This window comes from Prevotella heparinolytica (assembly GCF_004342845.1).
Classification (GTDB): domain Bacteria; phylum Bacteroidota; class Bacteroidia; order Bacteroidales; family Bacteroidaceae; genus Bacteroides; species Bacteroides heparinolyticus.
Genome location: NZ_SLXB01000035.1, coordinates 1 through 21019 on the forward strand (window position 1 = coordinate 1; position 21019 = coordinate 21019).

23 protein-coding genes and 1 tRNA gene are annotated in these 21019 nt (G+C 45.7%); 12 read left to right on the forward strand and 12 right to left on the reverse strand.

Translation table 11 applies throughout. The annotated features are described in order from the left end of the window. Positions 1-319 precede the first annotated feature (319 nt). Together EV202_RS13790 and EV202_RS13795 are read right to left on the reverse strand one after the other, a co-directional pair. The gene (locus EV202_RS13790; protein ID WP_234878308.1) at positions 320-1354 is read right to left on the reverse strand and encodes an endonuclease/exonuclease/phosphatase family protein; all 1035 of its coding nucleotides are present in this window, start codon (positions 1352-1354) and stop codon (positions 320-322) included. Positions 1355-1401: 47 nt separating this feature from the next. After that, positions 1402-2862, reverse strand: a complete 1461-nt coding sequence (locus EV202_RS13795) for an aminoacyl-histidine dipeptidase (protein WP_131927481.1) — start codon at positions 2860-2862, stop codon at positions 1402-1404. 320 nt (positions 2863-3182) lie between these two features. Here EV202_RS13795 and EV202_RS13800 point away from each other — a divergent pair, with 320 nt between their 5' ends. Together EV202_RS13800 and EV202_RS13805 are read left to right on the forward strand one after the other, a co-directional pair. Beyond that, positions 3183-3416, forward strand: a complete 234-nt coding sequence (locus EV202_RS13800; protein ID WP_131927482.1) for a hypothetical protein — start codon at positions 3183-3185, stop codon at positions 3414-3416. Between the two features lie 24 nt (positions 3417-3440). Beyond that, a complete protein-coding gene (locus tag EV202_RS13805; RefSeq protein ID WP_106040053.1) occupies positions 3441-4043 on the forward strand; it encodes an OmpH family outer membrane protein in 603 nt (200 codons plus the stop codon). Positions 4044-4614: 571 nt separating this feature from the next. Here EV202_RS13805 and EV202_RS13810 read toward each other — a convergent pair. From EV202_RS13810 to EV202_RS13825, 4 genes are all read right to left on the reverse strand, one after another. After that, positions 4615-5373, reverse strand: a complete 759-nt coding sequence (locus tag EV202_RS13810) for a copper homeostasis protein CutC (protein ID WP_131927483.1) — start codon at positions 5371-5373, stop codon at positions 4615-4617. Positions 5374-5599: 226 nt separating this feature from the next. Further along, on the reverse strand, positions 5600-7138 hold the full coding sequence (rny, locus tag EV202_RS13815; RefSeq protein WP_131927484.1) for a ribonuclease Y: 1539 nt from the start codon (positions 7136-7138) through the stop codon (positions 5600-5602). Between the two features lie 132 nt (positions 7139-7270). Beyond that, positions 7271-7561 carry a cell division protein ZapA gene (locus EV202_RS13820; protein WP_106040056.1) on the reverse strand — a complete coding sequence of 97 codons (291 nt, stop codon included), beginning with the start codon at positions 7559-7561 and terminating at the stop codon, positions 7271-7273. A 14-nt stretch (positions 7562-7575) separates the two neighbouring features. Beyond that, on the reverse strand, positions 7576-7869 hold the full coding sequence (locus EV202_RS13825; RefSeq protein ID WP_106040057.1) for a hypothetical protein: 294 nt from the start codon (positions 7867-7869) through the stop codon (positions 7576-7578). A 401-nt stretch (positions 7870-8270) separates the two neighbouring features. On the opposite strand from EV202_RS13825, the gene EV202_RS15125 reads away from it, so the two are divergent. The 5 genes from EV202_RS15125 to EV202_RS13845 all read left to right on the forward strand — a co-directional run bounded on the left by EV202_RS15125 (position 8271) and on the right by EV202_RS13845 (position 11296). Beyond that, a complete protein-coding gene (locus EV202_RS15125) occupies positions 8271-8438 on the forward strand; it encodes a hypothetical protein (protein WP_165899441.1) in 168 nt (55 codons plus the stop codon). Positions 8439-8813: 375 nt separating this feature from the next. Continuing rightward, a complete protein-coding gene (locus tag EV202_RS13830) occupies positions 8814-9419 on the forward strand; it encodes a hypothetical protein (protein WP_106068349.1) in 606 nt (201 codons plus the stop codon). A gap of 1 nt (position 9420) precedes the next feature. Beyond that, positions 9421-9711 carry a winged helix-turn-helix domain-containing protein gene (locus EV202_RS13835; RefSeq protein WP_106068350.1) on the forward strand — a complete coding sequence of 97 codons (291 nt, stop codon included), beginning with the start codon at positions 9421-9423 and terminating at the stop codon, positions 9709-9711. Between the two features lie 303 nt (positions 9712-10014). Next, a complete protein-coding gene (locus EV202_RS15315) occupies positions 10015-10515 on the forward strand; it encodes a hypothetical protein (protein WP_234878309.1) in 501 nt (166 codons plus the stop codon). A 190-nt stretch (positions 10516-10705) separates the two neighbouring features. Beyond that, on the forward strand, positions 10706-11296 hold the full coding sequence (locus tag EV202_RS13845; RefSeq protein ID WP_131927485.1) for a phosphorylase family protein: 591 nt from the start codon (positions 10706-10708) through the stop codon (positions 11294-11296). Between the two features lie 94 nt (positions 11297-11390). Here the strand turns inward: EV202_RS13845 and EV202_RS13850 are convergent, their stop codons facing one another. Next, the gene (locus EV202_RS13850) at positions 11391-11750 is read right to left on the reverse strand and encodes a YbaN family protein (protein WP_106068353.1); all 360 of its coding nucleotides are present in this window, start codon (positions 11748-11750) and stop codon (positions 11391-11393) included. 32 nt (positions 11751-11782) lie between these two features. Here EV202_RS13850 and EV202_RS13855 point away from each other — a divergent pair, with 32 nt between their 5' ends. From EV202_RS13855 to EV202_RS13875, 5 genes are all read left to right on the forward strand, one after another. Further along, positions 11783-12658 carry a pyridoxamine kinase gene (locus EV202_RS13855; protein ID WP_131927486.1) on the forward strand — a complete coding sequence of 292 codons (876 nt, stop codon included), beginning with the start codon at positions 11783-11785 and terminating at the stop codon, positions 12656-12658. A 35-nt stretch (positions 12659-12693) separates the two neighbouring features. Beyond that, positions 12694-13527: a phosphodiester glycosidase family protein gene (locus tag EV202_RS13860; protein WP_131927496.1), complete on the forward strand. Its 834-nt coding sequence runs from the start codon at positions 12694-12696 to the stop codon at positions 13525-13527. Positions 13528-13673: 146 nt separating this feature from the next. Beyond that, the gene (locus EV202_RS13865) at positions 13674-14414 is read left to right on the forward strand and encodes a (Fe-S)-binding protein (protein ID WP_131927487.1); all 741 of its coding nucleotides are present in this window, start codon (positions 13674-13676) and stop codon (positions 14412-14414) included. Continuing rightward, a complete protein-coding gene (locus EV202_RS13870; RefSeq protein WP_131927488.1) occupies positions 14411-15802 on the forward strand; it encodes a lactate utilization protein B in 1392 nt (463 codons plus the stop codon). The genes EV202_RS13865 and EV202_RS13870 overlap by 4 nt, the downstream gene beginning before the upstream one ends. Next, positions 15792-16370, forward strand: a complete 579-nt coding sequence (locus EV202_RS13875) for a LutC/YkgG family protein (RefSeq protein WP_125239722.1) — start codon at positions 15792-15794, stop codon at positions 16368-16370. Before EV202_RS13870 ends, EV202_RS13875 begins: the two co-directional genes overlap by 11 nt. Before the next feature lie 40 nt (positions 16371-16410). Here the strand turns inward: EV202_RS13875 and EV202_RS13880 are convergent. From EV202_RS13880 to EV202_RS13900, 5 genes are all read right to left on the reverse strand, one after another. Beyond that, a tRNA-Trp gene (locus EV202_RS13880) sits at positions 16411-16483 on the reverse strand. A 75-nt stretch (positions 16484-16558) separates the two neighbouring features. After that, a complete protein-coding gene (locus EV202_RS13885; protein WP_106070406.1) occupies positions 16559-17134 on the reverse strand; it encodes a uracil-DNA glycosylase family protein in 576 nt (191 codons plus the stop codon). A 55-nt stretch (positions 17135-17189) separates the two neighbouring features. After that, a complete protein-coding gene (locus tag EV202_RS13890) occupies positions 17190-19286 on the reverse strand; it encodes a KamA family radical SAM protein (RefSeq protein WP_131927489.1) in 2097 nt (698 codons plus the stop codon). Positions 19287-19501: 215 nt separating this feature from the next. Next, positions 19502-20128: a hypothetical protein gene (locus tag EV202_RS13895; RefSeq protein WP_131927490.1), complete on the reverse strand. Its 627-nt coding sequence runs from the start codon at positions 20126-20128 to the stop codon at positions 19502-19504. A 196-nt stretch (positions 20129-20324) separates the two neighbouring features. After that, entirely contained in the window at positions 20325-20966 is a 642-nt protein-coding gene (locus EV202_RS13900) for an AlbA family DNA-binding domain-containing protein (RefSeq protein WP_106068359.1), read from the reverse strand. Positions 20967-21019: the final 53 nt, after the last annotated feature.

Sequence of the window (21019 nt, forward strand, 5' to 3'; positions counted from 1 at the left end):
GATGCTGATGTCGTTGCCCATGAGATGCTGATGTCGTTGCCCATGAGATGCTGATGTCGTTGCCCATGAGATGCTGATGTCGTTGCCCATGAGATGCTGATGTCGTTGCCCATGAGATGCTGATGTCGTTGCCCATGAGATGCTGATGTCGTTGCCCATGAGATGCTGATGTCGTTGCCCATGAGATACGTATGTCATCACCAATGAGATACGTATGTCATCACCAATGAGATACGTATGTCATTTCAGCGATACTGAGACATCGTTGAAGGCTATTGGCTGAAAGCGAGAAACACGCTTTTGGAGAGCCGTATCGGCTTTAATACAATAGCCGGAATTCCGCCCATACAGGCAGATGGTCGCTGTATCCGGCCCGATATTTCATGCCGCGATAGGTGCGGAAGGGTTGTTTTCCTCCATATTTCTTGTCTTCTTCCAAAAGAAAGGGAGGAGCAAACACATCGGCTTTCGTTTCGTCTGTATGGAGGGATGAATCTTTTTGAAGAAGACTGCCCGACACGATGATATGGTCCAGCAAGCCCCATTCTCCTTGATATTTATAGCTTCCGAAGTGCTTGCTGACGGTCGTTTTCCCGGCCAGCAGATGGTAGAGGCCGTGTGCATGCAGTGAATCCGGCGAGAGGGGAGGCGCTCCGGCCTTCAGCACCTGCCTTATGCTTTTGTTGTGGGGATAGTCGTTGAAGTCTCCCATAAGAAGGATTTGCGGATGCCGGCGTAGGCGGAACAGACTGTCTATGGCCGTCCTCACTCTTCGGGCGGCATGCAGGCGGTAAGATTCGGACTCTTTGGCACCTCCCGAACGGGATGGAAAGTGAGCCACGAATACATCCAGCGTGTCTTTGTTCAACAACAGTCCGCTTACGTGGAGTATATCGCGTGTGGGGCGGGCATCTCTCCTAAACCTGCTTACCGAAAGGCTTTGGCAGGAAAGCGGTTTGAAATGACTGCGCCGATAAAGCAAGGCGACGTCGATGCCGCGTTCGTCGGCCGATTGCGTCATTATGTATCGGTACCCGACTTCCCGCAGTGCGGAGTAGCGGGTGAGGTCGCGCATCACACTGTCGTTTTCCACTTCGCACAGGGCTACGAGTGCGGGAGGCGTCCAACCGCCCACGGCGATGATGACGCGGGCTATGTTGTCCAGCTTTTTCTTATACTTGGCATAGTTCCAGCGGCGCAGGGCATCGGGCAGGAACTCATGGTCGTTTTTCAGCGTGTCGTGCCGGAGGTCGAAGAGGTTTTCCACGTTGTAGCTCATCACGCGGAAAACGAGACTGTCCTTTTTCTCTTGCCCGTACACGACAATGTGCAGGCAGAGAAAAAGGACAGCCATCCATATCGTCTTATTAATCGGCATCACAAGCTATCCTGTGCCACTCGTCACTTTTTTACAGGCACATGCTTTAAGATATCCAGCAGATGCCTCCAGAATTTATCGACGGTAGGAATGAGCATCCGTTCGTCGGGAGAGTGTACGCCTTGCAGGGTAGGACCGAAGGAAACCATGTCCAGCGTCGGATACTTGTCGAGGAACAGACCGCACTCCAAACCCGCATGGATGGCTTTTACTTTGGCGTCTACGCCGAACAGCCGCTTGTAAGAATCTGCCGCCACCTCCAGAATTTCCGAATGCGGGTTCGGTTTCCAACCGGGATAACCGTCGCCGAACGATACGGAGGCCCCGCCCATCTCGAATACGGTGCGCACCATATTGGCTATGTCTTGTTTGGAAGATGCGGTAGAACTGCGCTGGCTCGTCTCGATGCGGATGGTGTGGTTAGGCTTCATTTTCACGGAAGCCAGATTGGTGGAGGTCTCTACCAGTCCCGGAATGTCCTGACTCATGGCAAATACTCCGTGAGGCACGGCATAGATGGTTTGCAACAGTCGTTTGGCCGTATCTTTGTCGATGGCTTTGGGGTGAGGATGCTCCGATTCGAGTGTAAACTGCAAATCGGGTTCTACGACGGCTAATTCGGCTTGTGCCTCTGCCGCAAAAACATTCAGGTCTGCACGCAAAGCATGCTTGTCGGCATCGGGCAAGGCAATCACCGCATGTGCTTCGCGGGCAATGGCGTTGCGCAGGTTGCCGCCGTCTATTTCACAAAGATATAAGTCATATTTGCCGAATGCCTCGCTCAGAAAACGGTTCAGCAGCTTGTTGGCATTGCCCCTTCCCAAGTGTATGTCGCCTCCGGAATGTCCGCCTTTCAGTCCTTTTACCTGCACTTTGCAGAAGAAATATCCTGCCGGCACATCCACCTCTTTGTATGTAAACTCTGCGACCGAGTCTATGCCGCCCGCACAGCCGATGAAGAGTTCGCCTTCGTCTTCCGAATCGAGGTTCAGCAGGATGTCTCCGCTCATGAAGCCCTCTTTCAAGGCAAAAGCGCCTGTCAGCCCCGTCTCTTCATCTACAGTGAACAGGCATTCTATGGGACCGTGTTCAATGCTGTTGTCGGTGAGGATAGCCAGTTCGGTTGCCACTCCTATGCCGTTGTCGGCACCTAAGGTGGTTCCTTTGGCTTTCAACCATTCACCGTCTATTTCGGTTTCGATGGGGTCGGTGAGGAAGTCGTGCTTCACGTCGTTGTTCTTTTCACACACCATGTCGATATGCGATTGCAGGACAACCGTCTTTCTGTTCTCCATGCCCGGAGTGGCCGGCTTCTTTATCAAGACGTTTCCGGCTTCGTCTGTTTTTGTTTCCAACTTATGCTTTTCTCCGAACGCTTTTAAATAAGCAATCATTTTCTCTTCCTTCTTGGAAGGGCGCGGCACTTGGCAGATTTCTTCGAAATAACGAAATACGTTTGCCGGTTTCAATTCTTTTTTCTCCATATCGTATGTTTTTAATAATGGTTTCTTTGTACAATCTCCATGCAACTTCCATGCAGCCTCCGTATCAAATCTGTGCCTTCTCCGTATCTATGGGTACGGAGCAGACACGAAGGTGGTATAGAGCAGATATATGGCATGTGCAACTTGTGCTTGGAGCCTGACTGTTAATCTTTAGTGCTAAAGTCGGTTAAAAAAAAGCCTATTTTATTCCCCTTTCTCTTTTTTTAGAGCAAAAAAAGTAGGTTAGTCCAACCAAAGCCCTATATTTGCACCACAAAAATAGTAAAAACACTATTTTTTATGTAACAAAATTAGAGGAAATGCTCAATACAATATTGATAACTCTGTTAATAGTTGCTATTTGCATTGTTTTATTGGGAATAAAGGTCTTTTTCGTAAAAGGCGGTAAGTTCCCTAACGGGCATGTCAGCGGCAGCAAGGCCATGCGCGACAGAGGAATCGGCTGCGCGCAGTCGCAGGACAGGGAAGCGCAACGCAAATCCCGCTTCTCCATTGATGAATTGGAAAAAGCCTTAAACGATAGTATGAACTAATTTTAAAAACAATATTTATCTATTATGAAGAGATTAAACTACCTCGTGAACGGTTTGGCAGCTTTTGCTCTGATCGTTTTATTTGCTCAATGTACCGGTAATGCTGATAAACAGACAACAAACGACCCTGTGCATGCCGGCGGATTATCCGAAATGAAGATTGCCTATGTCGAGATAGATACGCTTCTCGCAAAATATAATTTCTGTGTTGACTTAAACGAGGCCATGGTGAAGAAGAGTGAGAATGTACGTCTGACCCTGAATCAGAAAGCCGGTGAATTGGAGAAACAAAAACAAGAATTCCAGACGAAGTATCAGAATAACGCCTATCTTTCTCAGGAGAGGGCGCAGCAGGAATATAACCGCATCGCTAAACTGGAACAAGACTTGCAGACTTTGAGCAACAAGCTGCAATCGGAATTGATGAGCGAAAACGAAAAAAACAGTCTGCAATTGCGCGATTCCATCAATGCTTTCCTGAAAGAGTATAATAAAACAAAAGGTTACAGCATGATTATAAGCAATACGGGATTCGATAACCTGTTGTATGCAGACAGTGTGTACAACATCACCAAGGAGATTCTGGAAGGCTTGAATGCAAGATACTCTTCTCCTGCAAAGAAATAACGCGAAGCCTTGATTTTCGTGACAAATATTCGGCCGAATGCGGGCATTATAAGATTATAAAAAAGGAAAGAGTGCATTAAAATAATATAGGGCACATTTCTCAAATGTTTAGAAAACGCAGATGACATGGATTTGAAGAAGAATCTATGTCATCTGTGTTTTTTTTGCGTATTTGGAAGCGGTTGTTTGATACGGCTTGTATGGGAACAATCCGACAAAACTGTGGGTGAATTCCTCCATGTTTGTAATTCAACATAATTCGGCATTTTACGCTTGTACAATCCTAAGCCCACATTTGAGGAGGCATATGCCCACACTTTAATGAATATAACCCCACACTTTAAGAGGTGCAACCTCACACTTTAGGAGTCCTAAGCCCACACTTTAGAAGGCATAAGCCCGCATCTTACGGAAGCTACTCCCACACCTTAGGAAAGGTGGCCTCACGCTTTAGGGCAAGGTGTCTTTTGAGGAATCATTGAACAGCCGACAGGCTTTTCGGACTGAGCCGATTTAACATTCCCGCATGTTGGTCGGGTTTGCTCTCTTGTACGTCTTGGTCCGTATCCTTTTATTGCTTGCCCGAATGCAGCGCCTCAATAGTCTGTTTCACCCGCTCGGAGGTGGTGACACTGCGTGTGTATTCGTCTATGTGGACTGTTCCGCCCATGGAGACGGATTGGTTGTGATACAGCATGTCGCTTGTCCGGTTCTCTCTGGCAGAGAAGTGAAATTCGCGGATTCCGGTTTCTTGGGCAATGCGGGCTATGTTTGATTCGTTCACTCCACAGCCTGCCAGCAGGATAATCCGGTTTGCGGCCTGTTGTCCGAGTTCTTTCAATAAGGGGATGCCTTGTTCTGCCGTGGCTTGTTGCCCCGAAGTCAGGATGCGGTTGCAGCCCAGTCGGATGATGTCTTCAAGTGCTTCGTGCGGATTACGGCAAATGTCGAATGCACGATGGAAGGTGACGGACATGCCCCGGGCAGCTTCCATTAGCAGCTTCATCAGAGAGACGTCTACATCTCCTTCTGCCGTCAAGCAGCCGAAGACTACGCCGTCTGCTCCCAAACGGCGGGCATTCTCAATATCTTTCAGCATGATGCGTTGCTCGATGGAGGAATATAGAAAATCGCCTCCACGTGGACGGATGATGACATGTAGTTTGGTTTCTCGTAGATGCTCGCGGGCTATGAGGATGTCGCCATAAGATGGGGTGGTACCTCCTTCGGGAATGCCGGCGCACAGCTCCACCCGGTGGGCTCCTCCGGCTTGGGCGGCAAGGCAACTCTCTACGGAGTTGGCACAAACTTCAAACTGATAATTTTCCATTTGATAAACGTATGGTCTGTGGTAAAAAAGAAAAGAAGCGCTTGGAAATGGTGTACTTCAAGCCTTCTCGGATATTTTAGAAGCAGATGAAGCGGATGACACAGATTTTCATTAAAAAACTGCCACATCCGCTTCATCTGCGTCTTGAAAAACGTCTCTTTGACTCTCTTTCGCCTGTTTTCTGACAAGCCCGGAGGTAAAAAGACAAGAGGAAATGTCTCCGTCCTTACTTAGCGTAGCTCACGGCGCGCGTTTCGCGGATGACGGTAATCTTCACCTGGCCGGGATAGGTCATCTCATCCTGAATCTTCTTGGCTATTTCGCCTGAGAGATTTTCCGTTGCCTTGTCGTCAATCTTGTCGGCACCGACAATGACACGCAGTTCGCGGCCGGCTTGGATGGCGTATGTCTTCGTTACGCCCGGATAGGACATGGCCAGTTGTTCAAGGTCGTTCAGTCGCTTGATGTATGCTTCTACGATTTCGCGGCGTGCTCCCGGGCGTGCCCCCGATATGGCGTCGCACACTTGCACGATGGGGGCAAGCAGGCTGGTCATCTCCACTTCGTCGTGGTGGGCTCCGATGGCATTGCAGATGTCCGGTTTTTCCTTAAACTTCTCGGCCAGCTTCATGCCGTAGAGAGCGTGCGGCAATTCCGGCTCTTCATCGGGCACTTTGCCTATGTCGTGCAGCAATCCGGCACGTTTGGCCTTCTTGGGGTTCAGCCCCAGTTCCGATGCCATCACGGCGCAAAGGTTGGCCGTTTCGCGGGCATGCTGCAAAAGGTTCTGGCCGTAGGAAGAACGATATTTCATCTTACCGATGATACGAATGAGTTCGGGGTGCAGACCGTGGATGCCCAAGTCGATGGTGGTGCGCTTGCCGGTTTCTATGATTTCTTCTTCAACTTGCTTGTGCACTTTGGCTACTACTTCTTCGATACGTGCAGGATGAATGCGCCCGTCTGTGACCAGTTGGTGAAGAGCTAAACGAGCTATCTCACGGCGAACAGGGTCGAAGGCAGACAATACGATGGCTTCTGGCGTATCGTCTACAACGATTTCTACACCGGTAGCAGCTTCTAATGCACGGATGTTGCGGCCTTCGCGACCGATGATGCGACCTTTGATTTCGTCTGACTCGATGTGGAATACGGTTACGGAATTTTCGATGGCTGTTTCTGTTGCCACGCGTTGAATGGACTGTATGACGATGCGTTTGGCCTCTTTGCTTGCCGTCAGTTTGGCATCATCCATAATGTCGTTGATGTATGATTGGGCTTGCGTTTTGGCTTCTTCTTTCAGCGATTCCACCATGCGCTCTTTGGCTTCTTCGGCAGAGAGTCCGGATATGGCTTCCAGTTTCTCTATCTCTTGCCGTTGCATGTGTTCCAACTCTTCTTTCTTTTTGTCTACAATGGCTAATTGGGCCTCCAGATTCTCTTTTACGGCCTCGGCTTCCATTTTTTTGCGTTGAATCTCTTCTTGGCGCTGGTTCAATACCAGTTCACGTTGCTTCAGTTTGTTCTCTGCCTGCTGTATTTTCTGGTTGCGGATGGCTACCTCTTTTTCCAAATCGGCTTTCTTGTTCAGGAATTTTTCCTTCACTTCCAGCAACTTATTTTTTTTAATCACTTCCGCTTCTGCTTCTGCTTCTTTCAGGATGCCGTCGTATTTCTTTTTCAGCCCGTGCTTGAAGAACAAGTACGAGGCGAATCCTCCGACAATGAAGCAGGCAATGGATACTACTATTGTAACTACTGTCATTTTATTGAATTGTTTTAGTATATAAATAAAAAAGCACTGCATAAAAGTTTACTCACGTTTCAGAGCAAACTTTTGTACAGTGCGTGAATCTTTCTTTTTATTAAGCCGAACCCGACGGAAGAGCGTTGTTGTTTATGATTCCTTGAAATAGGTTTCCAGCACTTCTGTCAGTTCCTTTATCTTGGCTGTGTACGGTTCGGTATCATTACGGTCTTTCATTTGAAGGTTTTCCAAAGAGAATTGATAGGCCACCATGGCTATAATCTTCTCCGGAGATACATTTTGATAATGTTCCCGATACGCATTGAGCCGGATATCCACCTGCTTGGCGGCTTCTCTTACCATTTCTTCGTCCTCACGGTTGATGGTGAGGGGGTAGGAGGCTCCTGCCATTTGCAGATTTATCTTTATCTTATCGTTCATACATCCTCTTCTCTTTATTCATTCAGCAAGGCGATGCATTTATCGACTTCACGCACTAATTTGGACAATCGCAGCTTCGTCTCTTTTACGTCGCTGCCGTTAAGGCTGATTGTCGTAGCTGTTTTTAGGTTCGTGTAGTTAAGTTCCAGTTCCTTGTATTCAGCTTGTAATTTCTCGTATTCTTCTTTTTTAGCTTCGAGAAGTTGTTTCAGTTCAGCGTTTCCGCGTTTTAATTCATCGTGCAGATAGATTAAATGCCGCAGTCTGGCTTCAAAGGTACTTAATAGCTTCTTTTCTTCGTCTGTCATTACTACACCAAAATTCTACACAAAAATACGATTTTACTTATAGATTACAAAAACTTTTCGGGGAAAATGTGCCTTTCAGGCTTGATTATTGCTTTTTATCGTTCGTTTTTCCTTGTTTTCCGTAGAAATCATGTTCGCTTGCCTGTATAGTAAGAGAGGTGTCTGTTTTTGGAAGAATGACTGTTTTTCCAAAAAACATTGAGGAAAAGTCCGGAAAGAGTATGGGATGAAAAGGGAAACATTGTTGAGGAAACTTGTATGAATCATGTATTAAACTTTATCTTGCGTGATGCGATACATGTCTTAAGCACTAAGATATATATCGCAGCATATAAGAAGATATATAGACTAAGATAAAGTTTATTACCTGAATTCGGGATAGGCTGTTCCTTTTTTAAAAGATGAGGGGCTGCATCCTATCGGACGGATATTTCCTGAATGCACTGTTTACAGTGGTCAGGCAGAAGAGAAGAGAGCCTTTTACGCCGGGTGCCATCCCCCTGTTTGACAGCTGCAATCCTTTGTCGCGACAGACGCAAGTGTTCAAGCCGACAGACACTTGTGTTTGACGTGACAGACACAAGTGTTTGAGCCGTCAGACAGAAGTATCTGACAGATTAGAGGTAAACGTCTGATAAACAATGGGATTTGATTTTAAAATACAACCTTTCGGGTGAGGTTGTCGACCTGCTTCTTATCCCGAATTCAGGTGGTTTATTCCATACGTCATACGAGTTTCTTCACAATGAGAATGGATGCTGCTAAGTGAGTGTCGGCCTTTACCAATGCTCTTGTTGAACGGAATAATAAGACTTGTTGCATTAGACACGATGAAATAATTTATTAAATAACTTGGTTTATAAAGTAAATCATTTATCTTTGCAGTGTAGTTGCAACTGAACGTGTGTGTTAATTGAGTAACGAATGTCATTAATTTAAGATTTATGGAAGACAAGAAATTGAATGAGCAAGAGAGCTTGGAACTTATTACCCGAATGATACAGAACAGCAAGAGAAATCTTGAGGTGGGCAGTGGGAATATCTTTTTATTGTGGGGTTATCTGGGAGCAGTTGTTCCTTTGGTTATATTTGTTTTCGTTCTGCTGACGAAAAATTATGCTTGGAATTGGTTATGGTTCCTGATACCGCTTGTAGGATGGCCTATGCAGTATATCATGCAAAAGAAAGAGGACAAGCCGGTGATTACTTATACGGACAAGGCTCTGATGGCTGTGTGGCGCACCATCGGAACGATGGGGATGCTCGGTGTTTTTTGGTTGTGCCTGAATGTGGATAATATGGGGCTGATGATGCCGGGAGTCATTCTGGTCATGGCTTTGGGAGTAGCTGTCACAGGCTATCTGATAGAAAGCAAATTCATGGTAAATGCAGCTTATTTTTCGTTCGGACTGGCATTGGCGGCATCTGTTATTTGCATTGTGGGCGAAGCCCGGTGGAATCTTTATTATATATTGTTCTCCGTGTGTTTTGTTACCATGTTGGTTGTCCCTGGACATCGTGTAAATAGAGAATCGAATCAAAATAAATGATATGTTTAAAGAACTGAACCCTTTGCTCCATAGTGAACTGCGGCTTGCGGTGATGTCGTTGCTTATCAGTGTAGAGGAGGCAGATTTTGTCTACATCCGTCAGCAGACGGGAGCAACGGCCGGAAACCTCAGTGTGCAGATAGACAAACTCGGCAAGGCAGGCTATGTGGAGGTGATAAAGACGTTTAAGGGAAAGATGCCTTGCACCATTTGCAAGATTACTCCGCAGGGAGTAGATGCTTTTGAAGAATATGTAGAATCGTTGAAATCTTATCTGGCAGGAAAACTGTGATTGCCAGAATAATCTAAAAGGAAAGTTATGAAGAATGTAATTCTATTTTTAATCTTGTTAGCATCGGCAATGACAAGTCTGTATACGGCTGATGCAGACTGTTATGAAGTGCCGAAGAGAACATCTGATACTGTTTTCGGAGCTATTCAAGGCAAAATAGAATCGGCAATGAACAATTGCTTCGTGCTGAATTCTGTCTCTCCGCTTGATAGTTTGTCCGAGCGTCTTAATAGAGGAGGACTTCGGAATAATATTGTGCAGTATTGGAAGGGGTATATAAATTATTACAAAAGTGTTTTTTACATGAAAGTCGGTAATAGAGCTGAAAGTGCAAAACTCATCAAGGAAGCATCGCTCACATTGGACAGTGTGGCGGACAAGACTTCTGAAGACTATGCTTTGCTGGCACTTATGCAGAGCTTTTCCATTCAGTTTGTTTCAGGAGTAGAAGCGGGAAAGCTCGCTTTGATGGTCAAAAGAAATGCCGAAAAGGCGGTGGAAATGGATTCTACAAATGTGAGAGGATGGTATATCTTGGGTAGCCACGATTACTATACACCGGCCGGTTTGGCACGAGAGAGTAAAGTTGAATATTATCTGAGGAAGGCAATCTCGTTTGCTTCTAAAAGTGAGGACGCTTATCGTCCCACATGGGGCAAAGAAAATGCTTACGAACTTTTAATTCGCTATTATATTCAGAACGGAAAGAAGGAAGAATCCAAAGAGTGCTTGTCGGCGCTCGAAAAGGAAAATCCGGACTGCTATTTCATTCGAGAATATAAGAAAAAACTGGATATACAGTGAAATTCAACCTGAAACACTTTAGAGTCTGTTTTTTTTGATTTTCCTGAAAATGATGTCGGGCAAAATTTAAACAGACTCTTATATTTAATGGGTCAAAGGTAGGAATCTTTCGGAAAGGTTTCTACCTTTGTCTTTTGAGAAAGATTCGTTTGAGGAGATTAATATTGAGAGTAGTAAAAGACAGCCTGATATGAGAATTCTGGTTACTTATGCCGTGCAAGGTGAGTTTACGGAACTGAAGTTTCCCGGCCTGATAGGAAAGGAAGAAGTGCAGATAGGTTACCTCCGTACCGGAATAGGGAAGGTGAAGTCCGCTTTTTACCTTGCGGAAGCGATTAATCACGGATTGCCCGACTTGGTGATAAATGTAGGTACGGCAGGAACTATTCACCATTGGGTGGGGGCGGTTTTTGTATGCCGCCGTTTCATTGACCGCGATATGCGGAAGTTGACGGACTTTGGCGTGGAGTATGAAATCGATTCTTCCGGATTGCTGGCACAGAAAGGTTATTGCCTGCATTGGCAGAATGAGGGCGTTTGTAACACGGGAGATACTTTCTTGACAGAATTATCGGATGTGGAAGGTGATGTTGTGGATATGGAAGCCTATGCACAGGCAATGGTATGTCGTGCCAAAAACGTACCGTTTATATCGGTGAAATACGTAACGGATATCATAGGACAAAATTCCGTGAGGCATTGGGAGGAAAAATTGGCCGATGCACGGAAAAAACTGGGAGAGTTCTTTGAGGACCGTTCTCCTCTAACTCTTTCCCCGTAGGGAGGAGGACAGGTACGGACTCTATTGGTTTGGCAATAGAGAGAAGCGAATTTAATGCCTCCCCTCCTATGTGGGGAGGAGACGTGACGGGTTTCTATTTCAGCGTTCTGAATGACAAGATATGCCGGGTGACGCCCATTGCGATAAGAAACATCAGTATTTTTACCCCCATCAAAGGGATTAAGAAAAAGATACAATAGAGAACGCTTCCCCACATCAATAGCAGGGAGTAGATTTTCGCTCGTAGCGGAATGGCCTTGTTCTCGCGGAAATTGCGGATATAAGTGCCGAGGTATTTATGATTCAGCAACCATTGGTATAGACGAGGCGATCCTCTGAAATAGAGGGCGGCGGTGAGCAGCAAAAAAGGAGTTGTAGGCAGCAAAGGCAGGAATATGCCGATGAACCCCAGTACTAAGGAAATCGTTCCTAAAATGATATAAGCCGTTTTCATGCGGCAAATGTAGGAAAAATAATATAGATAATATGTATGCGAATAAAGTAAAGAAAGTGGTTGCCGTTCACGATCTTTCGGGAGTTGGGCGGGTTTCCCTGACAGTGGTTATCCCCATACTTTCCACAATGGGTTTTCAGGTATGTCCGTTGCCTACGGCTGTGTTGTCCAGCCATACTCAATATTCTCATTTCTCTTTTCTCGACTTGACGGACGAAATGCCGAAGATAATCTCTGAATGGAAGAAATTGGGAATGCAATTCGATGCTTTCTACACGGGATATTTAGGCTCTCCACGCCAAATACGCATTGTTTCTGATTTCATCAATGAATTTCGTCAGTCGGAAAGCTTGGTGGTGGTAGATCCGGTGTTGGGAGATAATGGACGGCTTTACGCGAATTTTGATACCTCCATGGTGAACGAGATGAGACATCTTATCACGAAAGCAGACGTTATTACTCCTAATCTGACGGAACTTTTCTACTTGTTGGATGTTCCTTATCAGGAGCAGAATACGGATGAAGAATTGAAGTCATATCTCCGGAAACTTTCCGGTTGCGGTCCTGAAGTGGTGATTATTACCAGTGTGCCGGTATTGGGTGATAAGCATAAGACTTCCGTATATGCTTATAACCGAAACGGAAACCGATATTGGAAAGTGACTTGCCATTATTTGCCCGCCCATTATCCCGGTACGGGCGATACCTTTACCAGTGTCATTACCGGTGCATTGTTGCAGGGCGACAGTCTGCCCATTGCTTTGGACCGTGCCACGCAGTTCATTATGCAGGGCATTCGCGCCACTTTCGGATATGAATACGATAACCGCGAGGGCATCCAGCTTGAAAAGGTATTGCATAATCTTGACATGCCAATTCAGATATCCAGCTACGAATTAATTGATTGAAAAAAAGAGTATGTGATATGAAAGAGAGAACTGATATGAAGAAGCAAATCTGTTTGCTATTGCTTCTGTACTGCAATTTGTTGGCTGTAATGGCACAGACTGCCGCCGATTCGCTGGCACTTGTTGAGGCAGACTGGCAGGTTGTTTCTTTGCAAAAAGGAATTCTTTATCGTAAAGCGGCATTTTCTTCCTTGTATGGAGTGCCGCAAGAAATTTCCATTTTTGAAATATCGCCGAAACATTATCGTATGGATGTACTTATCCATAATCCTAAAGAAGAGACGAGTATTGCCGCCCGTCGTTCGGGGGCTGTAGCTGCCATCAATGGTTCTTTTTTCGATATGAAGGTGGGCAATTCCGTTTGTTATTTACGCCATGATGGGGTTGTGGTAGATACAACCGCCACCGGTGCTCTATCGACAGTGTCGAATGGTGCGCTGCTTATACGAAAAGGGAAATTGCGGTTGATGTCTTGGAACAAACAAAAAGAAAAGACTTGCAAGCTGAAGCGGGGCACTGTGCTCGTTTCCGGTCCATTGATGTTGCTGGATGGAAAAAACTGTGATCTTTCTGCATGCAATTCGAACTTTGTAAAGACTAAGCATCCCCGCAGTGCCGTGGTTCTGACCGGAAACAAGAAGATCTTGTTGATCGTTGTCGACGGACGCAGGAAGGGAAAAGCAGAGGGGGTCAGTATTCCCGAACTAACCCACATGGTTCGCGTGTTGGGCGGGAAAGATGCGTTGAATCTGGATGGGGGAGGTTCTTCCACTCTTTGGAGTGCTTCCTTGCCAGATGAAGGCATTGCGAATACGCCTTCGGGCAAGGTCGAACGCAAGGTGGCAAATTCTCTTTGTGTGTACGAATAAGTTATGGGAAGAAAGCGAACAATATTTCGATAGCCGAAAAAGGAAGCCATAGGAAAACAGATAAAAAAGAAAAGTTGACTTATAATCTGGTAGAAACTGATTATGCACATTTAATTGTAAAGATGTAGACTAATTCAATCGTAATTATGAAAGTAGGTTTATTTATTCCTTGTTATATCAATGCTATCTATCCCGGTGTAGGGGTAGCAGCGTATAAGTTGTTGAAGAGCTTGGGGGTGGACGTAGATTACCCGTTAGACCAGACGTGCTGCGGACAACCTATGGCGAATGCCGGTTTTGAGGAAGAAGCTTCCGGACTTGCCCGTCGTTTCAACGATTTATTTAAAGAGTATGATTACATAGTCGGTCCTTCGGCCAGCTGTGTGGCGTTTGTCAAGCTGAACCATCCCGACATTCTGGCAAAAGAAGGACATCGCTGTGAGAGTGCCGGCAAAATATACGACCTTTGCGAGTTTGTGCACGACATTATAAAACCTGCAACACTGAATGCCCGTTTTCCCCATAAGGTCAGTATCCATAACAGTTGCCACGGTGTACGCGAACTTTCTCTTTCTTCTCCGAGCGAGCGCAATATACCTTATTATAATAAGTTGCGCGATTTACTCCGGATGGTTCAGGACATCGAGATTTTTGAACCGGAGCATGTGGATGAGTGCTGCGGGTTTGGAGGAATGTTTGCCGTTGAGGAGCAGGCAGTGTCTGTGTGCATGGCCAAAGATAAGATAAAACATCACATGGAGACCGGTGCAGAGTTTATAACGGGTGCCGACAGTTCCTGTCTGATGCACATGCAGGGTGTTATAGAACGTGAGAAGTTGCCGGTCAATACTATTCATTTTGTAGAAATATTAGCGTCAGAGTTATGAGTACCAAACATTCAAAGGCTGCCGAGAACTTTCAGAAGAATACTGCAATGGCGGCGTGGCACAACGAAACTTTATGGATGGTTCGTGCCAAAAGAGACAGAATGAGTAAGGAAATCCCTGAATGGGAAGACTTGCGTGAGCAGGCTTGTCGGCTGAAACTCTACTCCAATAGTCATTTGGAAGAACTGCTGTTGGAGTTTGAAAAGAATGCAACAGCCAATGGCGCTATCGTTCATTGGGCAAAAGATGCTGCCGAATACCGTGAGATTATTTATGGGATACTCCTCAGTCATAATGTAAAGCATTTTGTGAAAAGCAAGTCCATGCTTTCTGAAGAGTGCGAACTAAATCCTTTCCTATTGGAGAAAGGTATCGATGTAGTGGAAACAGATTTGGGCGAGCGTATTTTGCAATTGATGCATCTTCCTCCCAGCCATATTGTGATGCCTGCCATCCATATCAAGCGCGAGCAAGTTGGCGAATTGTTTGAAAAAGAGATGGGAGCGGAAAAAGGAAATTACGACCCGACGTACCTGACACATGTTGCCCGTAAGAACCTGCGTGATATCTTTCTGAATGCAGAGGCAGCCATGACGGGAGCTAATTTTGCGGTGGCATCAACCGGTGACATTGTGGTTTGTACCAACGAAGGAAATGCCGATATGGGTACTTCTTGTCCCAAACTGAATATAGCGGCTTTCGGTTTGGAGAAGATTGTGCCGGACATGGATGCATTGGGTGTATTTACCCGTTTGCTTGCCCGTTCGGGTACGGGACAGCCGATAACCACCTATACTTCCCACTATCGTTATCCGCGTGAGGGAGGTGAACACCACATCATCATTGTGGATAATGGCCGGAGTTCCATTCTGGCTCATCCCGATCATATAAAGACATTGAACTGCATACGCTGTGGTGCTTGCATGAATACTTGCCCGGTCTATCGTCGCAGTGGGGGATATTCCTATACTTACTTTATCCCCGGTCCTATCGGCATCAATTTGGGCATGGCTCACGAGCCGGAGAAATATTACGATAATCTTTCCGCTTGTTCCTTGTGCCTGTCCTGTTCCAATGTATGTCCGGCCAAAGTGGATTTGGGCGAGCAGATTTATAAATGGAGGCAGGTGTTGCCGGATATAGGCAAGGCCAATCCGACAAAGAAGCTGATATCCGGCGGTATGAAAATATTGATGGAGCGCCCTGCTTTGTTCAATGCGGCTTTGTGGGCGGCCCCGGCGGTGAATCATTTGCCGCGTTTCATGGTGTATAATGATTTGAACGACTGGGGAAAAGGGCGTGAACTCCCGAAATTTGCGAGTGAGTCGTTCAATGAGATGTGGAAGAAAAACAAAGTTCAGGGAAAGGGGAAAAGAGATGAGCAGTAAAGAAGAAATTTTAGCCGATATCCGTAAAAATACGAAAAGACGATACGATTATCCGGTGTATAGTATCCATACAACAGTCTATCCGGATAAGACAACCAAGTTCCTTGAAGTAAGTGATTTAGTTGGTGGAGAAGCTATACTTCTGGAGGAGAGGCAGGATATTAATGATGTGATTTGTGAAAAATATCCCACGGCCAAAAGCATTGTTTCAAACATGGATGAGATTACATGTGCTACTTTGAACCCGGATGTTTTGGAGAATGCCGTTGAATTGAATGGCATCGAAGTAGCCGTAGTGAAGGGTGAACTGGGAGTTGCCGAGAACGGTGCAGTATGGATTTCTCAGTCGGTGAAGCATAAAGCCCTATATTTCATTGCAGAGAAGTTGGTGATTGTACTCGACCGGAATCGGATTGTCAACAACATGCACGAGGCTTACGGGCAACTGAAGAACGAGCAGTATAAATTCGGCGTATTTATCTCCGGGCCATCCAAAACCGCAGATATTGAACAGGCATTGGTGATGGGGGCGCACGGGGCAAGAGATGTACTGGTTATTTTGACATAAAAAAAGAAAGTGTTTTTGGAATACACTTTCTTAATCTTTGCACGGGAGGAGAGGCTCGAACTCCCGACACCCGGTTTTGGAGACCGATGCTCTACCAACTGAGCTACTCCCGTGTTTGTGGCTGCAAAGGTAATTGAAACTTTCAAATACACAAACAACCTATCCGGTTATTTTCTGGAGGAAGTTGCTTATAACATCTGTAGGTCTTGATACATAATATGATAAGGTGTCGCTTTTTTTTCTAATGCAAGCGGATAGGCTCTTGAAGAAGAAGGCATCCGGTAGAGACGCATCGGACGATTCTCAAAGAGAAACTCTGTGAAGTCGCCCACTTTAGGCTTTTCAATGGAGAACTGAAGACAAAGGACTTCAGTGGCTTTTTCGCCGGTAGTGACGATAGCCTTGCATCCCGGCAACCGATGTAGCAAGTTGGGGATATCTGTGGGCTGCACCACTTCCAGAAACTTATCGGAAGCATTGTCTTGCAAACGGCGCACAGCCGTTGCTGTATCGAATAGGGCAATGCCTTTCTCTTGCAGGAAGTCGGTAAGGCGCTCTTTATAGAAGGTTTTTCGAGCTTTGTCCACGAAATAATCCTTGTCATTGAAAAACACGAGGCCGGTAATGCGCCACATGTCATTTCCCCAATTGGGGTAGTAGAAGTCCATCGACCACCGTTTCTTTTGCGGTGGAAAACTCCCCAGCATCAGCAGGCGTGCATTGCCGGGGAGGAAAGGTTCAAAAGGATGTTGCTCTATTTCCATCATTGCACATTTGGTTGTTTCGTCTGCAAAAATACAGATTATTTCGGATAATGTGCTATTCGTTAATCTCCAGATTAGTCATCTTGTCGGTGATTCGGAAAGGAAAGTCGGGATACTCATATAGATGGAATCGTGATTCGGTTTCGCCTTGTGTATAGTTCCAAATGGTAGCATATTCCTCTATGTCTTCTCCTATGGTTTGTAGTTGGCGCAAGTAAGAAGCGATGGATTTGTTCTCCACAATATATACTTGTCCCAATCGGTCTATAATCGGGCTATGGCGTCGTGTGCTGTCATGGTCGAAACACAGAATACGCTTACCTTCGGTGGTGATGCCGACCATCCGGAAAGTCATGCTTTTCCCGATAGCGGGCAGGTTAAGTACATTCCTGTCGGTAGCAAGGAAAGGCAAATGGTGCGTTTTCAGAAAGCGTCGGATGTAGGCAGCCGGGTCATGAATGTTTTCGAGCGTTGTCGATAAGTTATAGGCATCCTCTTTGGATAGTTTCCCGAAACGTTTCTCTTCCAGTTGCTCCTGTACGGAACGGCTGTTCGGAGCAAATACGGCATTGTTTTCCTCAAATCCTTTTACGGAGAAAGTGTAATAGGACACCACTCCCAGTTGGTTCAGTACTTGGCGCAAACGGGTGGTATGTCCTCGTCGGGAAGCTGCTACGTTATATACCAACTGATTGTCGATGAGCCATCCTGCCGTCAATAACTTCCGTATTCCTTCCGCAGCTTCGGGAGTCACTTCCAATGGTGTCTGGAAATGGGTTTGGATGATGAATTGCCGAATGCCTATGGCAGAGGCTTTCTCTTTGAATTCTCGTAAAATTTCTACCAGTTCGTCGTTAATGCGCATAGGTAGATAGGCAGGGAGGCGTGAACCGAGGCGGATGCGTTGTAATTCCGCATACTTTTCTCCTTCAGTGCGTTGCTGATTCGCTTTCCGTTTACGGACAGCCATACGATATACCGCTTCTAAAATGTGGTGCAGTGTTTTGTTCTGACTCATCAGGGCATCTCCGCCGGTGATGAGAATATCGCGTAGTTGTGTGTCCTCTTCGAAATAATTCATCAGTCGCCGTAGCTTCTTTTCCCAGCTTTCTTTTGGATGCAGTGCATCAAATTCAAAGTTTAGACGCTGGCTTTGAAAGTCGTACATGCGCTGGCAAGATGCGCATAATCCACCACAGGCACGTCCCATTGTGTCGGGAATGAGAATGGCTACCTCCGGATAGCGGCGATGAATATTATGACCATCAGGAAGCAACCAGCCGGCAGCATTGGGTTTTCCGGTTTCTACCATATCTTCGCGTTCCCAAGCGCGGATATGACCGTAGGTCTCTACCAGCTGGGGTGAGTATAGGATATAACTGCGCAGGGCTTCATCATCATACCCTCCGTTTGTGCAATTCAGCAGTGACAGGTAATAGGGTGTTGCAAAAAAAGGCATCCCTTTTTTGCGTGCTTTAGAAAGCAGATACATGGTTTCGACAGACAAGGAATTACCAAGAAAGCGGTTCAATTCCGTAGGAGTTTTCACTGCCATGGCAAGATGAAAACGAAAGTCATTCCACCATTCGTTGACGAGACGGAACTTCTCATCATAACTGATACCGTCTGCAAAATGAAAACGTGAGGTCGGATGCTTCCGGTGTTCAATTTTTTGTACCAGTGCATGCAGAATGCGCTCTTTGTTCTTGGTGCGAATCTGTTGTACGTCTTCGTCCAATCCCGTAGGCCATCGTTCTGTCAGTGACTTTATTTTTTGAGCGGAAGGCAGAGGTATTGAGGGGTGCTGAAGACGTCTGAATTGTTGGAACAAGTCGATGAACACATCCGTCTCCATCTCTTCTTCCCACTGCCTTGTAAGAAAGGCGTGCAGCAGAGACAAGGTTGATATCGTCAGTTGTGTCCCGGTAGATAGTTCGTGAACCTCTTGTCCGTCAAATTCAATCAAGAGTCGAATTTGCTTGCCGGCCTCACTTTCTACTTCCGGATGAGCGGCTATGTATTCCGATAACCTGGTCTTGAAAGTTGTAGCATGCTCGCTTCGTACAGCGATATCGACCAGTTCGGGCAATTCATGCCGATAAAGTTGTTCCAGTTGTGAGAGAGTGAGTGCAAGCATTTTCTTTTGTTTCATAAGCAGTTGTTTTTTGAAGTTAATAATTATGTGGGGCTGATGAGATAGGATGACTTGTATACAAGCCGAAGCCCCTGCATTCCATGAAAGGGAATAATATACTTTGCTAAAAGTACTAAAAAAGGCGAGAAAGAAACTTCTCGCCTGCATGCTTATGAAAAAAATTAGAGTTCTTTTTCTTTTGCTAACAAAGAACCCTCAGGAAGGAGACTTTCTTATTTCTGCTCCGTATTTTTAGGTTTCGGTTCTTTCTTGGCAAGCATCACTATGTTATATACATATTCAGACATCCATTCTTCCGAATATCCCAAACGTTCTTTATATTGGCGTACAGACATGGCTGTTTTGTGTACATCGTCTTTTTTCCATATATTTTTGGTGCAGACGTCGTGCACGGTCTTTTCGGTCATGTTGCGCAATGCCCCTTTGAAGAAAGAAGGCAGGCGGAACTTCCATTGCATCAGGTTGCCCATAAGCATCATCAGGTCGTTGGAAAAGCCTTGATACATGAAAAGGTAGCCTTGTACGTCATTTTGTGTGCGGCAGTGTTTCTTCACGGAAGCATCTATTTCTTTGAAAAAGTTCTCGCTGATGCTGTAGTCCTGCATCAGCATTTTGCGCGAGGCTGCCTTTTCTGCTTGTCCCAAACGTCCTCCTTGTGTCGGGATTTTGAACAGACGCTTGAAATTGGCCACATCAGGAATGAAACGTATGTTGGTGATGCCCAAATTGGCGGCTATCACAGACTGGAAATAGACGCGTGTCAGCGAAACGAAGTCTTCCACGTTTTTGGAAGATGTCTCTCCGGCATTTTTGTTGAATAGTTTGGTAAATATACCCATATTACGTATGATTTATGATTTGTAATTTATAATTGCCGCAGCAATTGCGATTGCAAAAGTACGAAATAAGTTGATTCTCACCAGCACTCCGAGATTTTTTATCTCTCTTTTTTTAAGGTGATTATTTGTGAAAACAGAACTGTGAAACAGAAAGGCCTTTCTCGAAATAGAGCTGCAAGAATTGCCGTGTCTTCCTTTATTTCAGTTTGAAAAGAAACTTATGTCCTTCGAATACCGGCTCTACTATGTCATACCGTATAAATTGGGCCAGCAAATGTTCGGCAGCATGTCGGGAGAGATGTGACAGTCGGCAGTATCGGTTTAAAGATAATCGGCCGTTTTCTTTCAGAAGGTCGAGCAACAGTTGTTCTCGTTCTGTATATTCTATCAGTTCTCCTTTTGAATTTCCTTTTTGCTTCCAGACACGCAAATGAATGGGAGTGGCCAGAATGTTTTCGTCTTTGATGCGAAGATAAGCAAGGTGTTTTCCCGCTTCATTTTTGGCATATATAGGCTTTTGTTCGCTTTCGTCTATCTTCACAACCAGAATGGTTCGTCCTTCCGGATGATAGGTCTGTGTGTGGAAGTTCACCTCAGGGTGGCAATACAATTTTGCGGCTGCTTCTATCATATATTGTTCTTCATCAGAACGTACACCGGCAATTTTTCCATTGTCTTTCACTCCGATAAGCAGTCGTCCTCCTTCCGTATTGGCAAAGGCGGATAACGTTTTGGCAATCTTTCGGGCATCGGAGATTTCGAACTTGAAGTCCTGTTGCTGATGCTCCCCTTCGGCTATCAGGGCACGTATATATTCAGTATCGGTAAGCGTTTTCATGTCTGCAAAAGTATGGAAAAAACGTGTAAAAGCCCCTTATAGCACTGTTTTTA

Bases quoted from the DNA above. Each gene is read 5' to 3' on its own strand.
- EV202_RS13895 (WP_131927490.1), bottom strand. From the start codon at position 20,128: ATGGGTATATTTACCAAACTATTCAACAAAAATGCCGGAGAGACATCT.
- EV202_RS13810 (WP_131927483.1), bottom strand. From the start codon at position 5,373: ATGGAAAATTATCAGTTTGAAGTTTGTGCCAACTCCGTAGAGAGTTGC.
- EV202_RS13890 (WP_131927489.1), bottom strand. From the start codon at position 19,286: ATGAAACAAAAGAAAATGCTTGCACTCACTCTCTCACAACTGGAACAA.
- EV202_RS13860 (WP_131927496.1), top strand. From the start codon at position 12,694: ATGAAGAAGCAAATCTGTTTGCTATTGCTTCTGTACTGCAATTTGTTG.
- EV202_RS13835 (WP_106068350.1), top strand. From the start codon at position 9,421: ATGTTTAAAGAACTGAACCCTTTGCTCCATAGTGAACTGCGGCTTGCG.
- EV202_RS13820 (WP_106040056.1), bottom strand. From the start codon at position 7,561: ATGAACGATAAGATAAAGATAAATCTGCAAATGGCAGGAGCCTCCTAC.
- EV202_RS13805 (WP_106040053.1), top strand. From the start codon at position 3,441: ATGAAGAGATTAAACTACCTCGTGAACGGTTTGGCAGCTTTTGCTCTG.
- EV202_RS13865 (WP_131927487.1), top strand. From the start codon at position 13,674: ATGAAAGTAGGTTTATTTATTCCTTGTTATATCAATGCTATCTATCCC.
- EV202_RS13875 (WP_125239722.1), top strand. From the start codon at position 15,792: ATGAGCAGTAAAGAAGAAATTTTAGCCGATATCCGTAAAAATACGAAA.
- EV202_RS13830 (WP_106068349.1), top strand. From the start codon at position 8,814: ATGGAAGACAAGAAATTGAATGAGCAAGAGAGCTTGGAACTTATTACC.
- EV202_RS15125 (WP_165899441.1), top strand. From the start codon at position 8,271: ATGAGGGGCTGCATCCTATCGGACGGATATTTCCTGAATGCACTGTTT.
- EV202_RS13845 (WP_131927485.1), top strand. From the start codon at position 10,706: ATGAGAATTCTGGTTACTTATGCCGTGCAAGGTGAGTTTACGGAACTG.
- EV202_RS13790 (WP_234878308.1), bottom strand. From the start codon at position 1,354: ATGGCTGTCCTTTTTCTCTGCCTGCACATTGTCGTGTACGGGCAAGAG.
- EV202_RS15315 (WP_234878309.1), top strand. From the start codon at position 10,015: ATGAAAGTCGGTAATAGAGCTGAAAGTGCAAAACTCATCAAGGAAGCA.
- EV202_RS13850 (WP_106068353.1), bottom strand. From the start codon at position 11,750: ATGAAAACGGCTTATATCATTTTAGGAACGATTTCCTTAGTACTGGGG.
- EV202_RS13800 (WP_131927482.1), top strand. From the start codon at position 3,183: ATGCTCAATACAATATTGATAACTCTGTTAATAGTTGCTATTTGCATT.
- EV202_RS13870 (WP_131927488.1), top strand. From the start codon at position 14,411: ATGAGTACCAAACATTCAAAGGCTGCCGAGAACTTTCAGAAGAATACT.
- EV202_RS13855 (WP_131927486.1), top strand. From the start codon at position 11,783: ATGTATGCGAATAAAGTAAAGAAAGTGGTTGCCGTTCACGATCTTTCG.
- EV202_RS13825 (WP_106040057.1), bottom strand. From the start codon at position 7,869: ATGACAGACGAAGAAAAGAAGCTATTAAGTACCTTTGAAGCCAGACTG.
- rny (WP_131927484.1), bottom strand. From the start codon at position 7,138: ATGACAGTAGTTACAATAGTAGTATCCATTGCCTGCTTCATTGTCGGA.
- EV202_RS13885 (WP_106070406.1), bottom strand. From the start codon at position 17,134: ATGGAAATAGAGCAACATCCTTTTGAACCTTTCCTCCCCGGCAATGCA.
- EV202_RS13795 (WP_131927481.1), bottom strand. From the start codon at position 2,862: ATGGAGAAAAAAGAATTGAAACCGGCAAACGTATTTCGTTATTTCGAA.
- EV202_RS13900 (WP_106068359.1), bottom strand. From the start codon at position 20,966: ATGAAAACGCTTACCGATACTGAATATATACGTGCCCTGATAGCCGAA.